We start from the raw sequence: 18,129 nt of genomic DNA, 5'->3' as shown, positions 1-18,129 counted from the left end.
TTACATGGAAGAAAATAAAACTAGTGCTACCGGTAATAACAAAAAATCGGAAGACAGTATTTTCAATATTAAATGGTTTGTTTCTACAATACTAACTATCTGGCCGTGGGTTTTGGCCAGTGTAGTAGTTTCGTTGATTATAGGAAATATTAATTTGAGATATGCCACACCAATTTATAAGTCGGTAGCCGAATTGATGATCAATGACTCTAAAAAAGGTGGTTCCAATGGTACTGAAGATATATTGGCCGCTCTTAAAATAAATAACAGTAAGATAAATGTTGACAATGAAATTCAGATTTTAAGAAGCCGTACACTTATGACGGAGGTTGTAAGATCACTGAATCTGAATTATAATTATTCAATAGCCGGCCGATTTAAGAATACAGTTGTTTACTCAAATAAGCCTTTTGAAGTAACTATAGTTGACACAATACAATCTAATTTCGCATGTTACATTAATATAATTGATGACGTATTTTATACTGTCACATTTAATAATAAACACTTTACTAAGGCAAAGTGGGGCGATACTATAAAAGCAGGAGGCAACAACCTTGTAGTTAATAAAACACCCAATTTCGCAAAAAGTAAGCTTCAATACACAATACAGGTAGTACCAATATTAACCGCTGCCAAATCATTCATGAATTCTGTATCCATTACTGCACCAAGCAAGGGAACAAGTTGTTTGTTCCTGTCCATGTTTGATGCCATTCCAGATCGTTCTATTGATGTAATTAATACATTGATGAGGTTATACAAGCAACGTAATATTAATGGGCGTACTTTGATTGCAAACCGTACAATGGAATTTATTGACAATCGGTTAGGGGTTGTTGGTGCAGAATTAACTGGTGTTGAAACTGATATTGTTGATTTCAAACAGAAAAATGGTATTGCCGCCGATGTGGGTAGCCAATCTGCAACTTTAGTAGGAGCGAGTGCAACAGCCTTACAGAAGCTTGAAGAAGAAGAGGTGCAGTTAGAAATGCTTAATAGTGTAAGCGATTACTTGCAAAAAAGTGAAAATGATAAATCGATCATTTTGCCGGCTTCATTGTTAGCCAATCCTGGGCTGGCAGATTTAATGACGAAATTCAATACTCTTCAAATGGATATTGAAACTTCGCTTATCGTAAAGAACCCCGATAATCCGATCATCAAGAACATGCTTATCCAAAAGCAGCAGCTCAAGTATAACATTGTTCAGGCCTTAGCATCTACCAAAAGAGAAAGTCAGATAAAAGTGAATGCGCTGAAAGAGGAAATAAGGTCAATAAACGAAAAAGTAAGATCGGTACCCAATGTTGAAAGGCTATATCTGGACTACGCCAGAATGCAACAAACGAAGCAAGATCTTTATGTATTTCTTTTAAAGAAAAGAGAAGAAACGGCAATTGAAAAGTCATCAACTGTGGCAGATGCGTTAGTTATCGACCCTGCAATTTCGGAAGGGTTCCCTGTTTCTCCTAACAGGTCTAAAACACTAACCACATCTTTAATTATAGGTCTACTACTGCCATTTACTTTTATTTTAATAAGAAGAGGCCTTAATGTAAAAATAATCAGCAAGGGCGATGTTACAAAAATGTCCGCTATTCCAATTATTGGCGAAATAGGTAACAATGTAAGCAAGGAAAGTATTGCAGTAGAGAAAAATAGTAGAACATTGATCTCAGAGCAGTTCAGAGCATTAAGAACAAATCTACAGTTCATGCTTACAAATAAGGAACAAAAAACCCTTATTGTAACTTCAAGTATGAGTAATGAGGGTAAATCATTCATAGCGATGAACCTTGCTATTACTTTTGCGATGTCTGGTAAGAAGGTTGTTTTGCTTGAATTTGACCTTCGCAAACCACGAATTTCCAGGATGCTAGGCATAGATAACAATAATGGATTCTCAAACTATATCATTAATAAAATTAGTTATGAGGACATGATAGTAAAGTCTGGTATAGACGATAACCTATATATACTTCCCTCAGGACCCATCCCCCCTAATCCTGCCGAATTAGTTTTATTAAAGGAAACCGGTGATCTCTTCGAGAGGCTGAAAAGGGAGTTTGACTATATTATTATAGACACATCTCCGGTTGGGTTAGTTACCGATGCTCAATTATTGTATCAATATGCAGATATGGCATTGTACATAGTGCGTCAGGGTCATACAAATAAGGGTCAATTAGGTATTGCTAATGAGCTATATGAATCGGGCAAAATGCCAAAGATGGGCTTTGTGGTAAATGACGTGGTAGCCAATAGAGGATTTGCTTATGGCTATGGATATGAAGAAAATTACGGGTACGGCGGTGGCTATGGTTATGGCTATGGTGCTTCTTACGGAAGTGGTTACTATATCAATGACGACAACAATAAGAAAAAGCGATCAAAAAAATAGTCTTCAAATTTGAATATGAATGAGAACAGGGTAATTAATGATAACACAGAATGGGATAGTGTCATCGGGGAGCAAAAGTCGCAGTTAAACTTTAATTTTAAGGAGATATGGAGATACCGCGACCTGCTGATTCTATTCGTAAAGAGAGATATTGTAACGGTTTACAAGCAAACAATTCTTGGCCCGATATGGTTTCTGCTTCAGCCTGTTTTTACTACGATTATATATGTGGCTATTTTTGGTAGGGTTGCTAAAATTCCAATCGGGACAGCTCCTCCTATCTTGTTTTACTTGGGTAGTGTAACATTGTGGAATTATTTTTCTGACACCCTCAATATCACTTCTAAAACTTTTACTGATAATGCTACCGTATTTGGTAAGGTTTATTTTCCCAGGTTGATACTTCCATTATCAAAAGTGCTATCTGGTATCATAAAACTGGGAATTCAATTCAGCCTTTTCTTTGTGGTGTGGATATATTACATATTTATCAACAAGCAAATAACCCCTACATTATATGTATTCACGTTTCCTTTAATATTGCTCACAATTGCAATGCTCAGTCTGGGAGTTGGTATCATCATTACTTCCATGACTACAAAATATAGAGATCTTACATTTTTAGTGTCTTTTGCAGTACAGTTATTAATGTATGCTACACCTATTATATATCCTATTTCTACAGTATCGGCTAAAAATCAGATTTGGTTATGGTTAAATCCACTAACATCGTTGTTCGAAGCCTTCAAGTTTGCTTTTTTAGGTGAAGGTGTAGTTAACTTTTTTTGGCTTTCTTATAGTGTTTTATTCACTTTCGTAGTTACCTTCATCGGTATATTGGTGTTTAATAAAGTGGAGAAAAGGTTTATAGATAGTGTATAATATACAGTATGAGTAAAGATATAGTCATTAGAATAGAAAATGTCTCCAAGCAATATCGTTTAGGGCAGATTGGTACGGGTACCCTTAGCCATGATCTTAAAAGATGGTGGGCACTCACTCGCGGGAAGGAAGATCCATACCTGAAAATAGGCGTAGAGAATGATCGCACTTCAAAGGCGTCAAGTGAATACGCATGGGCATTAAGAGACATTAGTTTCGAAGTAAATCAGGGAGATACACTTGGAATAATTGGTAAGAATGGCGCCGGGAAGTCTACTTTGCTCAAAGTACTATCGAGAGTTACCGCTCCCACTACAGGACAAATGAAAATAAGAGGTAGGATAGCTGCACTGCTTGAAGTTGGCACCGGTTTTCATCCCGAACTTACAGGAAAGGAGAATATCTACCTTAATGGTGCCATCATGGGAATGACCAAGAAGGAAATATCAAGGAAGTTTGATGAAATTGTGGATTTTGCCGGCGTTCAGTTATACATAAACACGCCTGTTAAGAGGTATTCTTCAGGGATGTACGTTCGATTGGCGTTTGGTGTAGCAGCTCATCTAGAGTCGGAAATTTTAATAATAGATGAAGTGCTCGCAGTTGGAGATGCTGAGTTTCAGAAAAAATGTTTGGGAAAAATGGGTGACGTGGCGGGAGATGGCCGCACGGTAATATTTGTTAGCCACAATATGCAGGCGGTACAAAGCCTTTGTAGCAAAACAATTTACATGAAATCAGGTAAAATTGCAGATATTGGCCCAACCGACCAGATCATCAATAGTTACCTTAGTCGAGAAGTAAATAATCGCGTTTCGGTTTCCTGGGATAATATGGATGATGCTCCAGGTAATTCTGTTGTGAAAATAACAGGAGCAGAAATTATTGCTCAAAACCAGAAAGAGGACGATCCGATTACCATTAAAACAGAAATATGGGTAAAATATAATCTCTATTTGCTTAAGGAAATGAACACTAACTTGAGTGTCCATTTTAACACAGCTTCAGGATTAATGGTGTTCAATGCAGCCAGTCCGATAATGAATTTAGCTGCGGGTCACCACAGTGGTACCATGAAAATACCAGGTAATTTGTTGAATAACGATATTTACAGTATTCGTTTGCTTGTTGTTAAAGATGGCACTACCATCATTTATTCAATAGACGACCTCCTTACATTTGAAATATCTGATATTCAAAGAGAGGGCAACTGGTTTGGTAAATGGGAAGGTGTAATAAGACCCATTTTGGATTTTACTTTAATATGATTTTATGATAAACGTGACCAAGCCGTTTCTTCCGCCGATGGAGGAATATAACAGCTATGTTAAAGGGATATGGGAAAGGAACTGGCTAACAAATAACGGACCGCTGGTAAATGAGCTTGAGCTGAAATTGAAAGAATATCTTTCAGTAAATCATCTTTTGTTTTTATCTAATGGTACCATTGCATTGCAAATAGCCATAAAAGCGCTCAATTTAACTGGTGAGATTATCACCACACCATTTAGTTATGTGGCTACGACGAGCTCAATAGTGTGGGAGGGATGCGAGCCGGTGTTTGTAGACATAGACCGGAAATCATTAAACATCGACCCCAAGCTCATAGAGGCCGCAATTACCGACAAGACCACCGCTATATTAGCAACACATGTATATGGCAATCCTTGTGATGTTGAGGCGATCGATAAAATTGCCTTGAAACACAATTTAAAGGTTATTTATGATGCTGCACATGCTTTTGCGGTTACATATAAAGGAAGGTCTGTTTTTGAGTATGGAGACATCTCAACTACCAGTTTTCACGCGACAAAGGTTTTTCATACTACCGAAGGTGGAGCAGTCTTCACCAAAGATTCTGAATTGCTGAAACGGATGTCAAGGCTTCGCAATTTTGGTCATGTTACACCTGAAACTTTTGATGGTATAGGAGTCAACGGTAAAAACTCGGAATTCCATGCGGCAATGGGTTTGGCAAATCTTAAGTATATAGACGAGATCCTGGCATCAAGAAAGGAGCAAGTTGAAAAATATAAAGTAGCGTTGAAAAATCTCAGGATCGCAACCCCTGAGATACTTAGTGGTGCAGAATGGAACTACTCTTATTTTCCTGTAATTTTCGAAACGGAGGACCAGTTACAAAAGAGCATTCAGGAATTAAATCTAAATTGGGTTTACCCAAGAAGGTATTTTTACCCGAGCCTATCTCACCTGGACTATGTGAATGACTGTGCTACCCCGGTGTCGGACGATATCTGTAAGAGAGTACTTTGCCTACCTCTCTATCATTCTCTGAGATCAGAAGACATCGATTTTATTGCTCGATTGTTATTGAGAGTACAAAACAATTAGCAGCAGTATTCTAGAATAATCATGTACTATATGAAAAGTAATATAGTTTTATTTGGTGGCGGAAATCATTTGCAGTATTCGTTAGATATTATCGAACGGGAAGGTAAATACAATGTTGTCGGAATCATAGATTCTGTTCAGCCGATTGGTGCAATTTTATTTGGTTATAAGGTCATTGGCCGGCAGGAAAATTTGTCTGTATTGATTACGGAATATGGTTTTGATGCTGGGTTAATCACAGTCGGTGATAATTGGATCCGTATGGCAATTCATGATGCAATTATCGAACAATTGCCTAATTTCAGATTTGTAAATGCGCTTCATCCTTCTGTGATCATAGGAAATAACGTGCAGATGGGAACAGGGATAATAGCAATGGCTGGCTGTATTTTCAATCCGGGCGCTAAAGTTGGTGATTTCACTTTTTTCGCCACCGGCGCACAAATTGAGCACGATTGTGAGATCGGAGATTACGCTAGCATATCTGCTGGTACCATCTTGGGTGGGCATGTAAAGATAGGGAAATTTTCAGCCGTGACCCTAAACGTAACAGTGGTCGATAGGCTAACGATTGGCGAGAATACGGTGGTAGGCGCAGGCTCTTTAGTAACAAAGTCGCTACCAGATAATGTTTTGGCCTATGGTATGCCGGCTAAAATAATTAGATCAAGGGAGGCAAGGGAGCGTTTCTTAAAATAGGTATTTCTGTATGATAGATGCTGATATTGTTGTAAGTGTATGTATGATAACATACAGGCAGGAATTATTCATTGCGCAGGCAATAGAAAGTATATTAGCGCAACATACGTCTTTTAAGTTCAAGCTAGTCATCGGTGAAGATTCGAGCCCGGATAAGACACGGCAAATTTGCGAGGAATATGCAGAAAAGTATGGTGAAATTATAGAATTGTTACCATCATACAAAAATTACGGTGCTATAGAGAACTTTAAGAGGACGCTCGCCTTTTGCACAAGCAAGTATATAGCAATTTGCGAAGGTGATGACTATTGGATTGATGAAAACAAATTGCAGAAACAAGTTGATTTTCTCGATAAAAATAAAGATTTTTCATCTTGCTTTTCATTAGTAGAAGTGAAAGACGAATTGGGGTGGAACAAACCATACGATTTTTATTTCCCTAAATATGATAAAAATATATTTACAATAGAAGACTTCATCCTCTCTGATAAGAACATAATACCAACGGGTACAGTATTATTTAGAAATGTAATTCCTAATCCACTTCCTGACTACTTTTCCAATATTTTTAGTGGCGACATAGCACTGCAGCTCATTTTCGCAGATAAAGGCAAGGCCATGCTTTTTAATGAAAAACTGGCGGTATATAGAAACCACGGTGGTGGCGTGTCAAAATCTAAAGAAAACATACTAAAGGGCGAGGAGTCATTGATTGACCTATATACAGGTGCAGACAAATATTTTGGATACCGATATGCAAGCACCTTCAAAAAACGTTTGCAATTAATGTATAAAACAAGGCTGTTTTACGGAGCGAAGGATATAAAAAATCTATATAGATTTGGGCATTACCTAAAGTACATGCCCAAATACATTAAGTATTCAGACAATTTGGCTATAAAAGACTTCATTTATATAAGCCTTGTCGTTCTTTTCCCACGATTACTTAGAAAAAAGTAACGCCCTGTATCGTGTTTAAAAATAGGCTGTATCGTGTATGCTGATACAGCCTATTTTTAAATAATAAATTCTATACTTTCTGCTCTTTTTGAGCATTTATGTGTTTAAAGAAATCTGCAACTCCTTTCTTCTTTATATCGTGGGTATCTTCAACAAATAACCGGTCGAACGAGCCTTTAAATAACAGTTTCTTTTTCCATGCTCCATAGTTGCTGAGATAATCAGGGTCTGTTATCTTAGGGTTGATGTCATAAGACGGACTCACTTCAAAAATATATGGTTCTGTACTTAGGTCATCATTTTGCCAGCCCAGGTCAAAAGCGCCCATAGTAATGTTTAGCTTATTGAATGAGTCAACAATGTTTTGTCGCCATTGTTCGGGGAAGTATTCAAAGTCAACCACACTACCGTGACTTGTAGATGTTGTTTTCCACTTGCTCTTATCTTTATTCTTTCTCCAGTAGTAGTGTACTATTTCGCCGGCCACTAATACTATTCTCATATCCATGGTAATATTGAGCCTTTCCTGCGCCAGGTAATGGCTGTTTTCCAGAATTATGGAGTCATTTCTCAGGGTTAGTAAATAATCTCTGTCAACTACATTAAACTGGCCATAAGAGCCGCTGGAATGTGGTACTTTGATTAAAAACGGAAACGTGGTTTCATTGGCAATGAGCTGTTCAAAGTTAGAATAGATAGTAGTTTTCGGTGATTTTATGCCCAATTTGTCAAACATATTGTGCATATAGATCTTATTTTCCCAATACAAAATTTCATTGTATGATGGGTATACTGTGTTCCTCTGCTCTTCCAGTTGCTGAGTTACCAGCTGGTATGAAGCAGAATAATTTTCAACTTGGAAGAGGTTTATTTTGTCTTTATGAATAGTAAACAGAATGTTTTTATTGCGATACTTACCGATATCCGGGCCTCTATGAATCGTATATTTTTCATTGCATAAGGAAACATATGTAATTAAAAGAATGTCCCAGGTAATAGATTGCTTGAATTGCTTAAAGTTTGGGTAATATAACCAAATGATATTATCCGCGTCTTCGCTCTTAAATTGACTTGCATTTGCTTTCTTATACAACCTGTAAGCAGTAATAAGCCTTATGAACAGTTTTATATTAAATCTGTTCAGTATGTACGTAAAGTAACTTTTAATTCTAAAAGATATTGAATACTGCATTGTCTATGTGTATAATTGAATATTCGTTGCCAAATTGTTTCACAAAATATTTTTTCCCTGTTAGTTCAAATATTGGCTTATCAGTCAGGCTGTCTGAAAAACACACCGAATTGGCAAGATCATAATTTTTGAGGGTGATGAGTTTATTTAATCTTTTCACCTTTTCCCTGCCGAAGCAATCATAACCGTTCATTTTGCCGGTAGCTCGGCCATTTTTCATTTCAATGTTAGTGGCCACCAGAAAAGGAATATTTTTCACGTCACAAAAGTACTTAAGATAAACATCATATCCTGCTGAAGCTATAACAACATCAAACCCAGGATCGGCAATATACTTATCTAACTCTTTAGCTACAATGTCAATCAGTTCAGGAAACACTTGCTTTTCTACAAACTCTTTTGCTTTTTCCTCTAAATAAGAAGCAGTAGTGCCTTTTAGTTGCAGCAATTTTACTTTTTTGTGTATAAGACCTGAATATTTGGGTCTTGTAACCAAGATATTGCAAATAGAATCTAAAATACTAGTTCTGAGGCCTCTTTTTGAAGCAAAATCAGCGAATATATCTGCACTTTGATGCTTATATATCGTCCCACAAAAATCAAAAATCGCTAATTTTTTCCTGTCTTCTGCCATTTGTTTGTATTCGTCATGTCCATTCCAGCTAGGTTAAGAATGGTCAATAATTGTTCTTTTGCTTACAAAAGCAAGATCTGATTTTCTGCGCGGAGTTTATTAATTGCCGTTTTGAAACTGGCTTTTGTGTTCCTTTATAACGGCAAGTATTTTCCCCATTTCCTCTTTTGTACCTATACTTATACGCACACAGTTTTCTAATCCTGCAAAGGAACTACGATCTCTTACAAGGATTTTGTATTCCTTCAATTTTTTAATAAGCTTACCTACTTCTGCAATCTTTATGAGCACGAAATTGGCTTTAGAATCTACAAAATCAACTTGCAATTCCTTAAGGCCGGTTTTAAAAATGCTCATATTTTCATTTACCAGATCTACTCTGTCCTGAATATAGGAAAAGTTATCGAGTGCGGCTTCACCGAGTGCCTGTGCAAATGAATTTACCTCTTTTGTATTTCGGATCTTGTCAATGTGGTGCAACAACTCCTTGTTACAGCAGATATAACCTAGCCTTGCAGATGCCAGTGAAAAGGCTTTTGAGAAGGTACGCGAAACAATAATATTCTTGTGTTCTTTTACTAAATGAACGCATGAGTAGCCGCAAAATTCATAGTACGCCTCATCAATAATGAAAAGTTTGTCGGGATATTTGGATAACAAACCCTCAACTATTTTTGCATCCAGAAAATGGCCAGTAGGATTATTAGGATTGCTAAGGTAGATAACGTCATTTTGCTCAATATCTGATGTTGAATAAGTGTGAGCGCCAAATACGTCGACTATATTAGAGTAGTTAATATTATCGGTAAATACTTTTATGTAAGTTTCAACCTGCGAGTAATGCGGGTAAAAAATAAGTACTTTGGTGTCGGGATTCAGAAAAGTGGTAAATACATAACTTAGTGCAGAGTCGGATCCATTAAAAATCTGAATTTGATCGGCAGACAATCTGCAGTACGCTGCAAGTTTATTGATCAACCGCTCATGATTTATATTAGGGTATTCAGTGAAATTTATTGAAGCAATTGCGGACCGCAATATTGAATAATATTTTTCATCTATAGGCAAATTACATTCATTCCAATCTAGTTTAGCTACTTCTTCATTTCCTCTGTCTGATGGTTTGTATCCTTCAATCGACTTAAGATTAGTATTTACACGAATCATTTATATGTTTTTTATAATTACTTTGATTTAGTGTAATTTTACAGAAGAATGTATCTATAAATATTCACACTATTGGAGTACATTTTTCCTTTTATCTAAAACAAATCAACTTTAATTATTCTGCACTGGAAGTTAGCATAATATTTATAGTTTTGTTTAAACTATGTAATAGGAAAGTGCAAAGTTATTTAAATTTGTCTGTTTTTAAAACCTTCTTTGTATTATCAAAATATAACTGGTTTTCTTTTTTTATCCTTACTACAGTTACACCAATAGCTATTAATGAAAATTCTTATTTTGACGCCCAACTACCCGCGTAGGGGCGCTACGATGAACGGTATATTTATACACCAGCAAGTTAAGGCGCTACAAAGGTTGGGGATAGAATGTCATGTGTTATTGTTACACAAATGGTTTCCGCCCTTTGGTTTACATAAATATCATTCATACTGGCATAGGGGGTTTATTGAAAAGAATAGCTATTTTGATGAATACGAAGGGGTGAAGATTCATGCTGTTCCAATGTTTAAAAGGATGCCTAGTGTCGTATTCAACGAGAGCTTTTTCGATCGGGCAGTAAGATCTCTCGTAAATTATATAAAAGGAAACAAAGAAATATGTAACGCTGATTGGATATATGCTCATTTCCTTACTGATATGGGTTATATAGCTGTAAGAGCAAAAGAAAAACTCAATATAAAAGTTGCAGCAATAACCCGGGGCGATGATGTACACGCATGGCCTGCCAGTAACCCCGCATTGATTGACAACATTAGGTATTGTTTTACCCATGCCGATCTTATGTTGGCCAACAATAAACGTCTTGCAAAAGATGCACTTGAGTTTGCAGATACCCTGCGTCCAGAATTTGGTATTGTTTACAATGGCATTAATTATTGTGATTTTGGAAAATCTATGTCTGTAAGCGAGATAGAAGATATACGTAACAAATATGGCTTGCCATTAAACAAAAAGATATTGATATGCGTTGCCAGGAATGAATATTTAAAAGGGTGGAAAGAACTGTTGGAGGCAATAGCTGAAAATAAGGACCTGTTAGACGGATGGTTGTTGCTGGCTATAACCAGCAATGATAAAGGAAGGTATTCTATAGATATTGAACAGACAGTAAAGGATCTATGTATCGCCTCGCATGTAATAGTTAGAGATTTTATGCCATTTGAAGAGGTGAAGCTTCTATATAAGGCTACCAATGCATTTATTCTGCCCTCGTATAATGAAGGGATATCTAACGCAGTTATGGAGGCAATGGCCTCAGGCCTTTGGGTCATTGCAACCGATGTAGGTGGACATAGCGAAATTATTGAACATTGTAAGAGTGGTTACCTGATTCAGCCGAAATCAAAAGACGAGATCTTAAAAAGTCTTACCTATTTGGTTGCTAATTACGATAATGAACGCAATAAATTTGCGGGTGAGGGATATAAGGCGATGGAAAAGTTGGGTAATTATGATAAGAATGCACAGACACTAATTGCCTATTTATCTGCTAAGTGAAGGTGCCGTCTGCTCATTCCCGCAAATGTTAATAGCATATGAACAGGTAAGATACGTGACGCAAATAATTTACTTTTGCAATATAATTTCAATGCATAACTAAAAATAGAGCCAGATTATTATCGCAAATGGTTAGTATAATAATACCTACTTATAACAGGGCAAATCTTATCGGTTATACACTTAACTCACTTCGGCAAGAATTTCACCCTGGCATATCCATAGAAATACTTGTTGTTGATGATGGATCAGACGATGGTACCGAAGACATGATAAGATCTAATTATGCTCACGTTATTTTTCTGAAGAATAGAGGAAAAGGAGCACCGGCAGCAAGAAATACCGGATTGCATGCTGCAAAAGGGGAATATATTTTATATCTTGATTCTGATGATTTGATTGGACCCGGGTATTTTAAAGAAAAAATCACTTTATTGGAGCAAACCGATTTGGTAAACGCCTGTTATGGAGAATATGATTTCTTTAGATCGGATAATGGTTTCTCTGAAAGTGATATTATTTTTAAGCATAAATACCCACTGATCGAGTCAGAATTTGAGAGTGAATTGCATCTTGTAAATAATTTGGGGGGTAATTATATTCCTCCCAATGCTATTATTTGGAAAACATACTTACTAAAAAAAATAGGCGGTCATGATGAATCGTTGCTTATAAATCAGGATGTTGATTTACTTATCAGAGCAATATTTAATGGCTTGCAGATGAGGGGTATAAAAGACGGTACAAAAGTTTATATACGAAGTCATTCATTGGATACCCGGGTAGGAGCTATAGCAAATTCCACGAATAAGCTGAGAAATATGATCGATCTGCGCAAACGTATTTATGCTGATTTGGTGAAATATAAATTTGATACCCCTGCATGCCTGCTTGCTTTAAGCACTTCTCTGTTTAATTTATGGCGCTCAACCCGCAATGTAAATAGGCAGATTGCCGACGAGTTTTTGCAATTGTCTAAAGAGGTGTACTGGCCGGTTGAAATAAAAGGTAATATTGTGTATCGTGCATTGTCTAAATTGGTAGGTCCGGTAAAAGCAGTTGAATTAAAGTATTCGTTATTAAAAAGAGATTGATATAATGTGCGGAATTCTTTCCATTGTCAATAAAAAAGTTAATAGTACTTCTGGCAGCCTTATAAAGGCATCTTCTATTATCAGGCATCGTGGCCCTGATGATGAGGGTTTTCTTACATGGCAACCATCCACGAACCCGGTAATATGGTCAGGTGGAGATACTGCCGCATCTACCCAGGAACACTGGAAATATGATACGCTTGGCGAAAATGTATCTTTTAAGGTAGGTTTTGGCCATAGGCGCTTGTCTATACTTGACCTTTCACCGGCAGGTCATCAGCCTATGATATATGAAAAGGCAGGATTAACCATCTGTTTTAATGGTGAGGTGTATAACTACCTTGAGATAAAGGCAGAGTTGGCAACAATGGGGCATAAGTTTCATACCACCTGCGATACCGAAGTGATACTGCATGCGTGGGAGCAATGGGGCGTGAAATGTCTTGATAAGTTCAATGGTATGTTTGCTTTTACCATGCTTGATTATCGCAAAAATGAAATGTATGCGGTTAGAGATCGTTTTGGTGTTAAGCCGCTGTATTACTTTGATGGCGCTAATGCACTTTATCTGGCGTCTGAGATCAAGCAAATCAGGACTTCTCCGGATTTTAAGTTTGAACTTAATGAACCAATAGCCCGAAAGTTTTTGGCTACTGGTGCAGTAGATCAGACCAGTGACACTTTCTATAAAAATGTTTTTAGTCTTCCTTGCGGTCATTATTTAAAAATGGATCTTTCGAAGGATGGCAATGCATTTGAGATAAAACAATGGTATAAACTCATTCCAAAGAAGTGGGCCGGGACTTTTGATGAAGCAGTAGTCGAATTCAGAAGATTATTGACAGCCGCAGTAGACCTTAGGTTAAGGTCGGACGTTACGGTAGGGTCGTGTCTTTCAGGTGGATTGGATTCTTCCAGTATTGTATGTATTGCTGCAGACCTTCTCAAGGCCAAGGGCGATTTTGCCGGGCAGGAAACTGTGACAGCTACGTACGATGAAGCAAAATATGATGAGTGGAAGTTTGCAGAAGAAGTTATTAAAAAGACCAATGCACATCCGCATAAAACATTCCCGTCTTTCACACAGCTGAAGCAGGAAATAGATGCTTTTATCTGGCACCAGGATGAGCCAACAGGTAGTACCTCTCAGTTTAGCCAGTGGGCTGTATTTAAGGCTACAAATGAAGCTGGATTGAAGGTGATGATAGATGGTCAGGGTGCCGACGAGCAATTAGCCGGGTATGGTGGCAATGACATATCATTTTATGCCGGGTTAATGAAAGACGGCCAGATTGGTGCAGTGATGGAAGAGGCCAGGGCCTTCAAGAAGGAAAAAGGTTACATGCCTAAGGGGTTTCTTATAGCTGCCATACAACTATCAATGGGGAAGGCACTTACTGCACTAATGCCGGCTAAATTTAAAGTAACTAGAATACCTGATGTTGATTATATTGTAGGCGGAGAGTCCTCGATGATGTATGGTGAACATGCAAAAAGCCTGCACGAGAATCTATTGCGCCAGCTTTATTCTGAACCATTACCAGCATTACTCAGGTACGAAGACCATAATTCAATGGCATGGAGCGTAGAGTCGAGAACACCATTCCTTGATTATAGATTTGTGGAGTTTACTATGGGCCTTCCTGCTCGGTTTGTATATAAAAATGGAGTGCGTAAGCATATACTTCGCGAGGCTATGACTGGTATAATACCTGATGCTATAACCAACAGAAGGGATAAAATGGGCTTTGTTACCCCTGAGGAAACCTGGTTGAAAAGCGAAGGGAAAGAATGGTTTAATGCGGAGATTGATAAAGCCTGTAAAGCATTTGGTGGAAAAATACTTGACGTGGCTAATACAAAGAAGTATGTGGCAGAACTAGTGGATAGTAAGCGCAAGTTTAATTTTATGCCATGGCGTGTAATTTGCTTTAACCGCTGGTTCGAAAGCATTATAAAAGAACAGGCGGGTAATGGCAAATAATAGGTCGATAGCTTTTTTATGCCATCCTTATCATCGAGGGGGAGTAACGCGTTGGATGGCTGATGCAGCCATCGCCTATGCGGATAAGGGCTACACCGTCTATTTTGCTACCCTGGAACCAACCATCACTTTTTTTTCTGGAGAGGGCAGGGAAACTATGCTACAGTTGCTAACCCGGACTAACAATAGTGTGATAGCAGGTAGTATAAAGGTGGGACGTGAATTTGAATTCGGTGCGCCCGAATACCTGGAGTATATTTATAAAAAGACATTGCTGGCTACAGTGCCGCAAGGAGTACCTGTAATATTATCTGATGATAAGAGTGTGTGGGCGGCAGCCGTTTCATTGCATCAAACATATCCTATAGTAGGCGTGTTGCATGCCGATGAGAATGCCTATTACGAGCTCACCAGAAAGTACCACAAACTGACAGATATATTAGTGTCTGTGTCTGCAAGGGTGCAACGAACAGTGAAGGAGCGGTATCCTGATGTGCCTGCTGACAAATTGTTTGTAATACCCTGCGGTGTACATTTGCCGCCGGTTAATCAACGATCTCATAAAGAAGATACGCTGCAGCTCATATACGTAGGAAGGGTCAATGATTATCAGAAACGATCTGGTGACTTGCTGAAAATAGCGGCCTCTTTACGGGAGAAAAATATTTCCTTCAATCTGAATATTATTGGCGATGGAGCGGCGTATAAGACTAATCTTGAAAATCAATTTAAACAGGCCGGCCTAAACGATTCCGTTACTTTCAGAGGATGGTTATCGCAGACAGAGGTGAAGGATTACCTGCAAAAGGCCGATGTGATGATATTGCCTTCTGATTTTGAAGGCATGCCAATCGCCATGATGGAAGGACTGGCATCGGGTTGCGGATTTGTTGGCACCAGGGTAAGCGGGATAGAAGATTATGAAAACGATGCACTCGCTCAGGACTGTTTTAGGGTCTATGAAATAGGAGACATACTGGATGCAGTAATTAAAATACAACAGGTAGCAGCAATACCATTAGCTGCAAGGCATAAAGCCGCAAGACAGTTGGCGGAATCGCAATTTAGTATGGATAATTGCCTGACTAATTACGATAAAGCGATTGCAACAATAAAGCCCAGAGCATATAGCGTGGGTAGTGCATCTATCTCGCCGATTGCTGTTCTCAAGTCGAGAGTAATGGCTATGGCAAGGGCAATGAAGGTGAAGAGAAGTAGATAGTAGATAGTAGATAGTAGATAGTAGATAGTAGATAGTAGATAGTAGATAGTAGGGTGAATAGAGAGATAGTAAATGCATAAAAAAACCTCCGATCGCTCGGAGGTTTTTTAGTGTCAGTAAGTGAATTACTTCAAGTTTGGATGTGGTGGAGGTGGAGCTGATGGGCCTGTTTCGCCATCTTCAGCTGAGCGGAATGATACTACATTCTCGTCATCACCTTTACCATATTGGAAAATAAACCTGTCGCGAAGGATGTTCTGCTTTTCAGTCATGTATTCAATAACTGCATTCACACGCTCCCATGCTTTTTGTTCTTGTTTCTTACCACCGGCACCGCCGCCCATTACTACAACCTTGCAGTTAGGATCAAGCTTCATTTGCGCAGCAAGGGTAGACAGCTGTGCTTCTATACCAGGAGTAACAGTAGCATTGCCTGCAAAACGGCAAGAACCATCTTTAATGTGACCGCACACGCCTTTTCTTCCTGCACCATCGCAAGCTTCAGGGCAAGGGCAATGGCCTACACCATCAGCATCTACCGGCTGGCACTCTGTAGGAGTGATCAACTGCTTGTCTTTAAAGTCAGGAACACCATCACCATCTGTATCCATAGGGCAACCATGGCCGTCAACTGCTACACCTGCAGGAGTTTTAGGGCATTTGTCGAACTGGTCAGTAACACCATCATTGTCTTCATCAGGCAATACCGGGTTAGGCAACAACATGTGGCGTGGGTAAGACAATTCGCTGTAAGCGTGATCAAGTGGGTTGATCCAATACAAAGGCTCAACAGACTTTTTCTTAGTCTTAATATTGTAGTTAACACCTACAGAGAAATAGTTAATACCATCGCTGCTCTGGCTCACGCTCATCTGGTTGCCAATAGCTTTACCCAGACGTGTACCATCCAAATAATCATCACTAGGGAAAGTGTAACGATCTTCTATCTGTACATTGAAAGTTTTGTTGATCTTGATCTCAACGCCTGCACCTAAGCTAGGAGCAAAATCGAGGGTCTTCTTATCAAGTATAGTGCTTGCATTGCTGCTTTTGTCTGCATTGCTTTCGTAGGTTTTATCCATTTTGCTCTGTAGCGCTTTGCGCACAGTCTTGTTATCAGCTTTAGGGTCTATGTTCAGACCGCCTGCGCTGTTACCAAAGTTGTAAGCGCTGTAATTAGCGTCCAAAGCGTTAACACGGGTTTTGTAACCCAATGCCCCCAAGCCGAAGTAGCCATAGAATGACATACCGGTTCTTGCCTGGTGAAAGCTGATATTTTTGATATTCAGTATCAGATCCAGGTTCAGCTGAGAAGACTCCATGCGGGTAGAGCGGTAAACGCTGCTAGCAGGTCTTGCAGTTGTAGCCTGGTTCAACGGGGTGTATCCGTTGTTGCTGTATGGCGCATCGAAACTTTCTGTTGGCTGAACATCGAGGTTCTTGGCTACACCATATATATATTGCAAACGGGTAGAGAATACATATCCCCATGCTTTACGCACCTGCAGATGCAGGCCACCGCCGCCTTTCTGGAAGAAATTCAATGATGGTATGTCTCCTGATACGTTGTACAGACCAAAACCTATACCTACCTCAAACTGGTTGCGTGGAATAGGAGGAAATGCAGTCTGGTGCTCCATGTACTGGTGGTACTGCTTTCTGTGCCTTTTGTCGTAGTAGGCTGAATCAAGGACATCATATCCCTTGCCCCTGTAGGTCATGTCGCGGCTAGACCATTGTGGTGTGCCTGCGGCTGCTGTACCCGATGCAGGTGCAGTAGTTGGTGTAGGTGTTTCCTGTGCAAATAGCGACTGGCTGGCTATCAAAGAAAAACCTGATAATAGAAGTAACTTCTTAATCAGCATAATATGTGTGTTAGTATTAGACAAATTTTTAATTTGCGAAATATGCGACAAAGGTAAAAGACAATTAACTAATACCAAAGTAAAGATTTAACATTAACAGTGGTTTTACAGTTTTATTGCGTGTAAAACCATTGTGCCAATAAATTTTCTTTTCA

Annotated in this window: 14 protein-coding genes; 10 read left to right on the top strand and 4 right to left on the bottom strand. The window is 38.7% G+C overall.

Annotation, left to right across the window (positions count from 1 at the left end; genetic code table 11):
• The first annotated feature begins 4 nt into the window (after nt 1-4).
• Genes CJD36_RS07590 through CJD36_RS07565 form a run of 6 tightly spaced genes read left to right on the top strand, consistent with a single transcriptional unit; the run spans nt 5 to nt 7,298 of the window.
• Nucleotides 5-2,404, top strand: a complete 2,400-nt coding sequence (locus CJD36_RS07590; protein ID WP_105038529.1) for a GumC family protein — start codon at nt 5-7, stop codon at nt 2,402-2,404.
• A gap of 15 nt (nt 2,405-2,419) precedes the next feature.
• Nucleotides 2,420-3,286, top strand: a complete 867-nt coding sequence (locus tag CJD36_RS07585; RefSeq protein WP_105038528.1) for an ABC transporter permease — start codon at nt 2,420-2,422, stop codon at nt 3,284-3,286.
• Nucleotides 3,287-3,294: 8 nt separating this feature from the next.
• Nucleotides 3,295-4,554 carry an ABC transporter ATP-binding protein gene (locus tag CJD36_RS07580; RefSeq protein WP_105038527.1) on the top strand — a complete coding sequence of 420 codons (1,260 nt, stop codon included), beginning with the start codon at nt 3,295-3,297 and terminating at the stop codon, nt 4,552-4,554.
• Nucleotides 4,555-4,558: 4 nt separating this feature from the next.
• Nucleotides 4,559-5,638 carry a DegT/DnrJ/EryC1/StrS family aminotransferase gene (locus CJD36_RS07575; protein ID WP_105038526.1) on the top strand — a complete coding sequence of 360 codons (1,080 nt, stop codon included), beginning with the start codon at nt 4,559-4,561 and terminating at the stop codon, nt 5,636-5,638.
• Nucleotides 5,639-5,668: 30 nt separating this feature from the next.
• Nucleotides 5,669-6,337, top strand: a complete 669-nt coding sequence (locus tag CJD36_RS07570; RefSeq protein WP_161499247.1) for a NeuD/PglB/VioB family sugar acetyltransferase — start codon at nt 5,669-5,671, stop codon at nt 6,335-6,337.
• Nucleotides 6,338-6,347: 10 nt separating this feature from the next.
• Entirely contained in the window at nt 6,348-7,298 is a 951-nt protein-coding gene (locus tag CJD36_RS07565; RefSeq protein ID WP_105038524.1) for a glycosyltransferase, read from the top strand.
• Nucleotides 7,299-7,368: 70 nt separating this feature from the next.
• On the opposite strand, the gene CJD36_RS07560 is transcribed toward CJD36_RS07565, so the two are convergent.
• The 3 genes from CJD36_RS07560 to hisC form a co-directional block, all read right to left on the bottom strand.
• Entirely contained in the window at nt 7,369-8,490 is a 1,122-nt protein-coding gene (locus tag CJD36_RS07560; RefSeq protein ID WP_105038523.1) for an ATP-grasp domain-containing protein, read from the bottom strand.
• Nucleotides 8,468-9,124 (bottom strand): HAD family hydrolase, encoded by a 657-nt coding sequence (locus tag CJD36_RS07555; protein ID WP_105038522.1) that lies wholly within the window; start codon nt 9,122-9,124, stop codon nt 8,468-8,470. The genes CJD36_RS07560 and CJD36_RS07555 overlap by 23 nt, the downstream gene beginning before the upstream one ends.
• A gap of 99 nt (nt 9,125-9,223) precedes the next feature.
• Nucleotides 9,224-10,291, bottom strand: coding sequence for a histidinol-phosphate transaminase (gene hisC / locus CJD36_RS07550; protein ID WP_105038521.1), 1,068 nt, complete (start codon nt 10,289-10,291; stop codon nt 9,224-9,226).
• A gap of 534 nt (nt 10,292-10,825) precedes the next feature.
• On the opposite strand from hisC, the gene CJD36_RS07545 reads away from it, so the two are divergent.
• The 4 genes from CJD36_RS07545 (at nt 10,826) to CJD36_RS07530 (ending at nt 16,109) form a co-directional block, all read left to right on the top strand.
• Entirely contained in the window at nt 10,826-11,809 is a 984-nt protein-coding gene (locus CJD36_RS07545) for a glycosyltransferase family 4 protein (protein WP_161499246.1), read from the top strand.
• 128 nt (nt 11,810-11,937) lie between these two features.
• Nucleotides 11,938-12,903 (top strand): glycosyltransferase family 2 protein, encoded by a 966-nt coding sequence (locus tag CJD36_RS07540; protein WP_105038519.1) that lies wholly within the window; start codon nt 11,938-11,940, stop codon nt 12,901-12,903.
• Between the two features lie 4 nt (nt 12,904-12,907).
• Nucleotides 12,908-14,887, top strand: coding sequence for an asparagine synthase (glutamine-hydrolyzing) (gene asnB, locus CJD36_RS07535; protein ID WP_105038518.1), 1,980 nt, complete (start codon nt 12,908-12,910; stop codon nt 14,885-14,887).
• Nucleotides 14,877-16,109, top strand: a complete 1,233-nt coding sequence (locus CJD36_RS07530) for a glycosyltransferase (RefSeq protein WP_105038517.1) — start codon at nt 14,877-14,879, stop codon at nt 16,107-16,109. Before asnB ends, CJD36_RS07530 begins: the two co-directional genes overlap by 11 nt.
• Before the next feature lie 125 nt (nt 16,110-16,234).
• Here CJD36_RS07530 and CJD36_RS07525 read toward each other — a convergent pair whose 3' ends face one another.
• A complete protein-coding gene (locus CJD36_RS07525) occupies nt 16,235-17,974 on the bottom strand; it encodes a hypothetical protein (protein WP_105038516.1) in 1,740 nt (579 codons plus the stop codon).
• Between the last annotated feature and the right edge of the window lie 155 nt (nt 17,975-18,129).

It is taken from the genome of Flavipsychrobacter stenotrophus, from assembly GCF_002954265.1.
Classification (GTDB): Bacteria; Bacteroidota; Bacteroidia; order Chitinophagales; family Chitinophagaceae; genus Flavipsychrobacter; species Flavipsychrobacter stenotrophus.
Note: the sequence above shows the minus strand (reverse complement) of the source record. Positions and strands in the feature narration are given on the sequence as shown.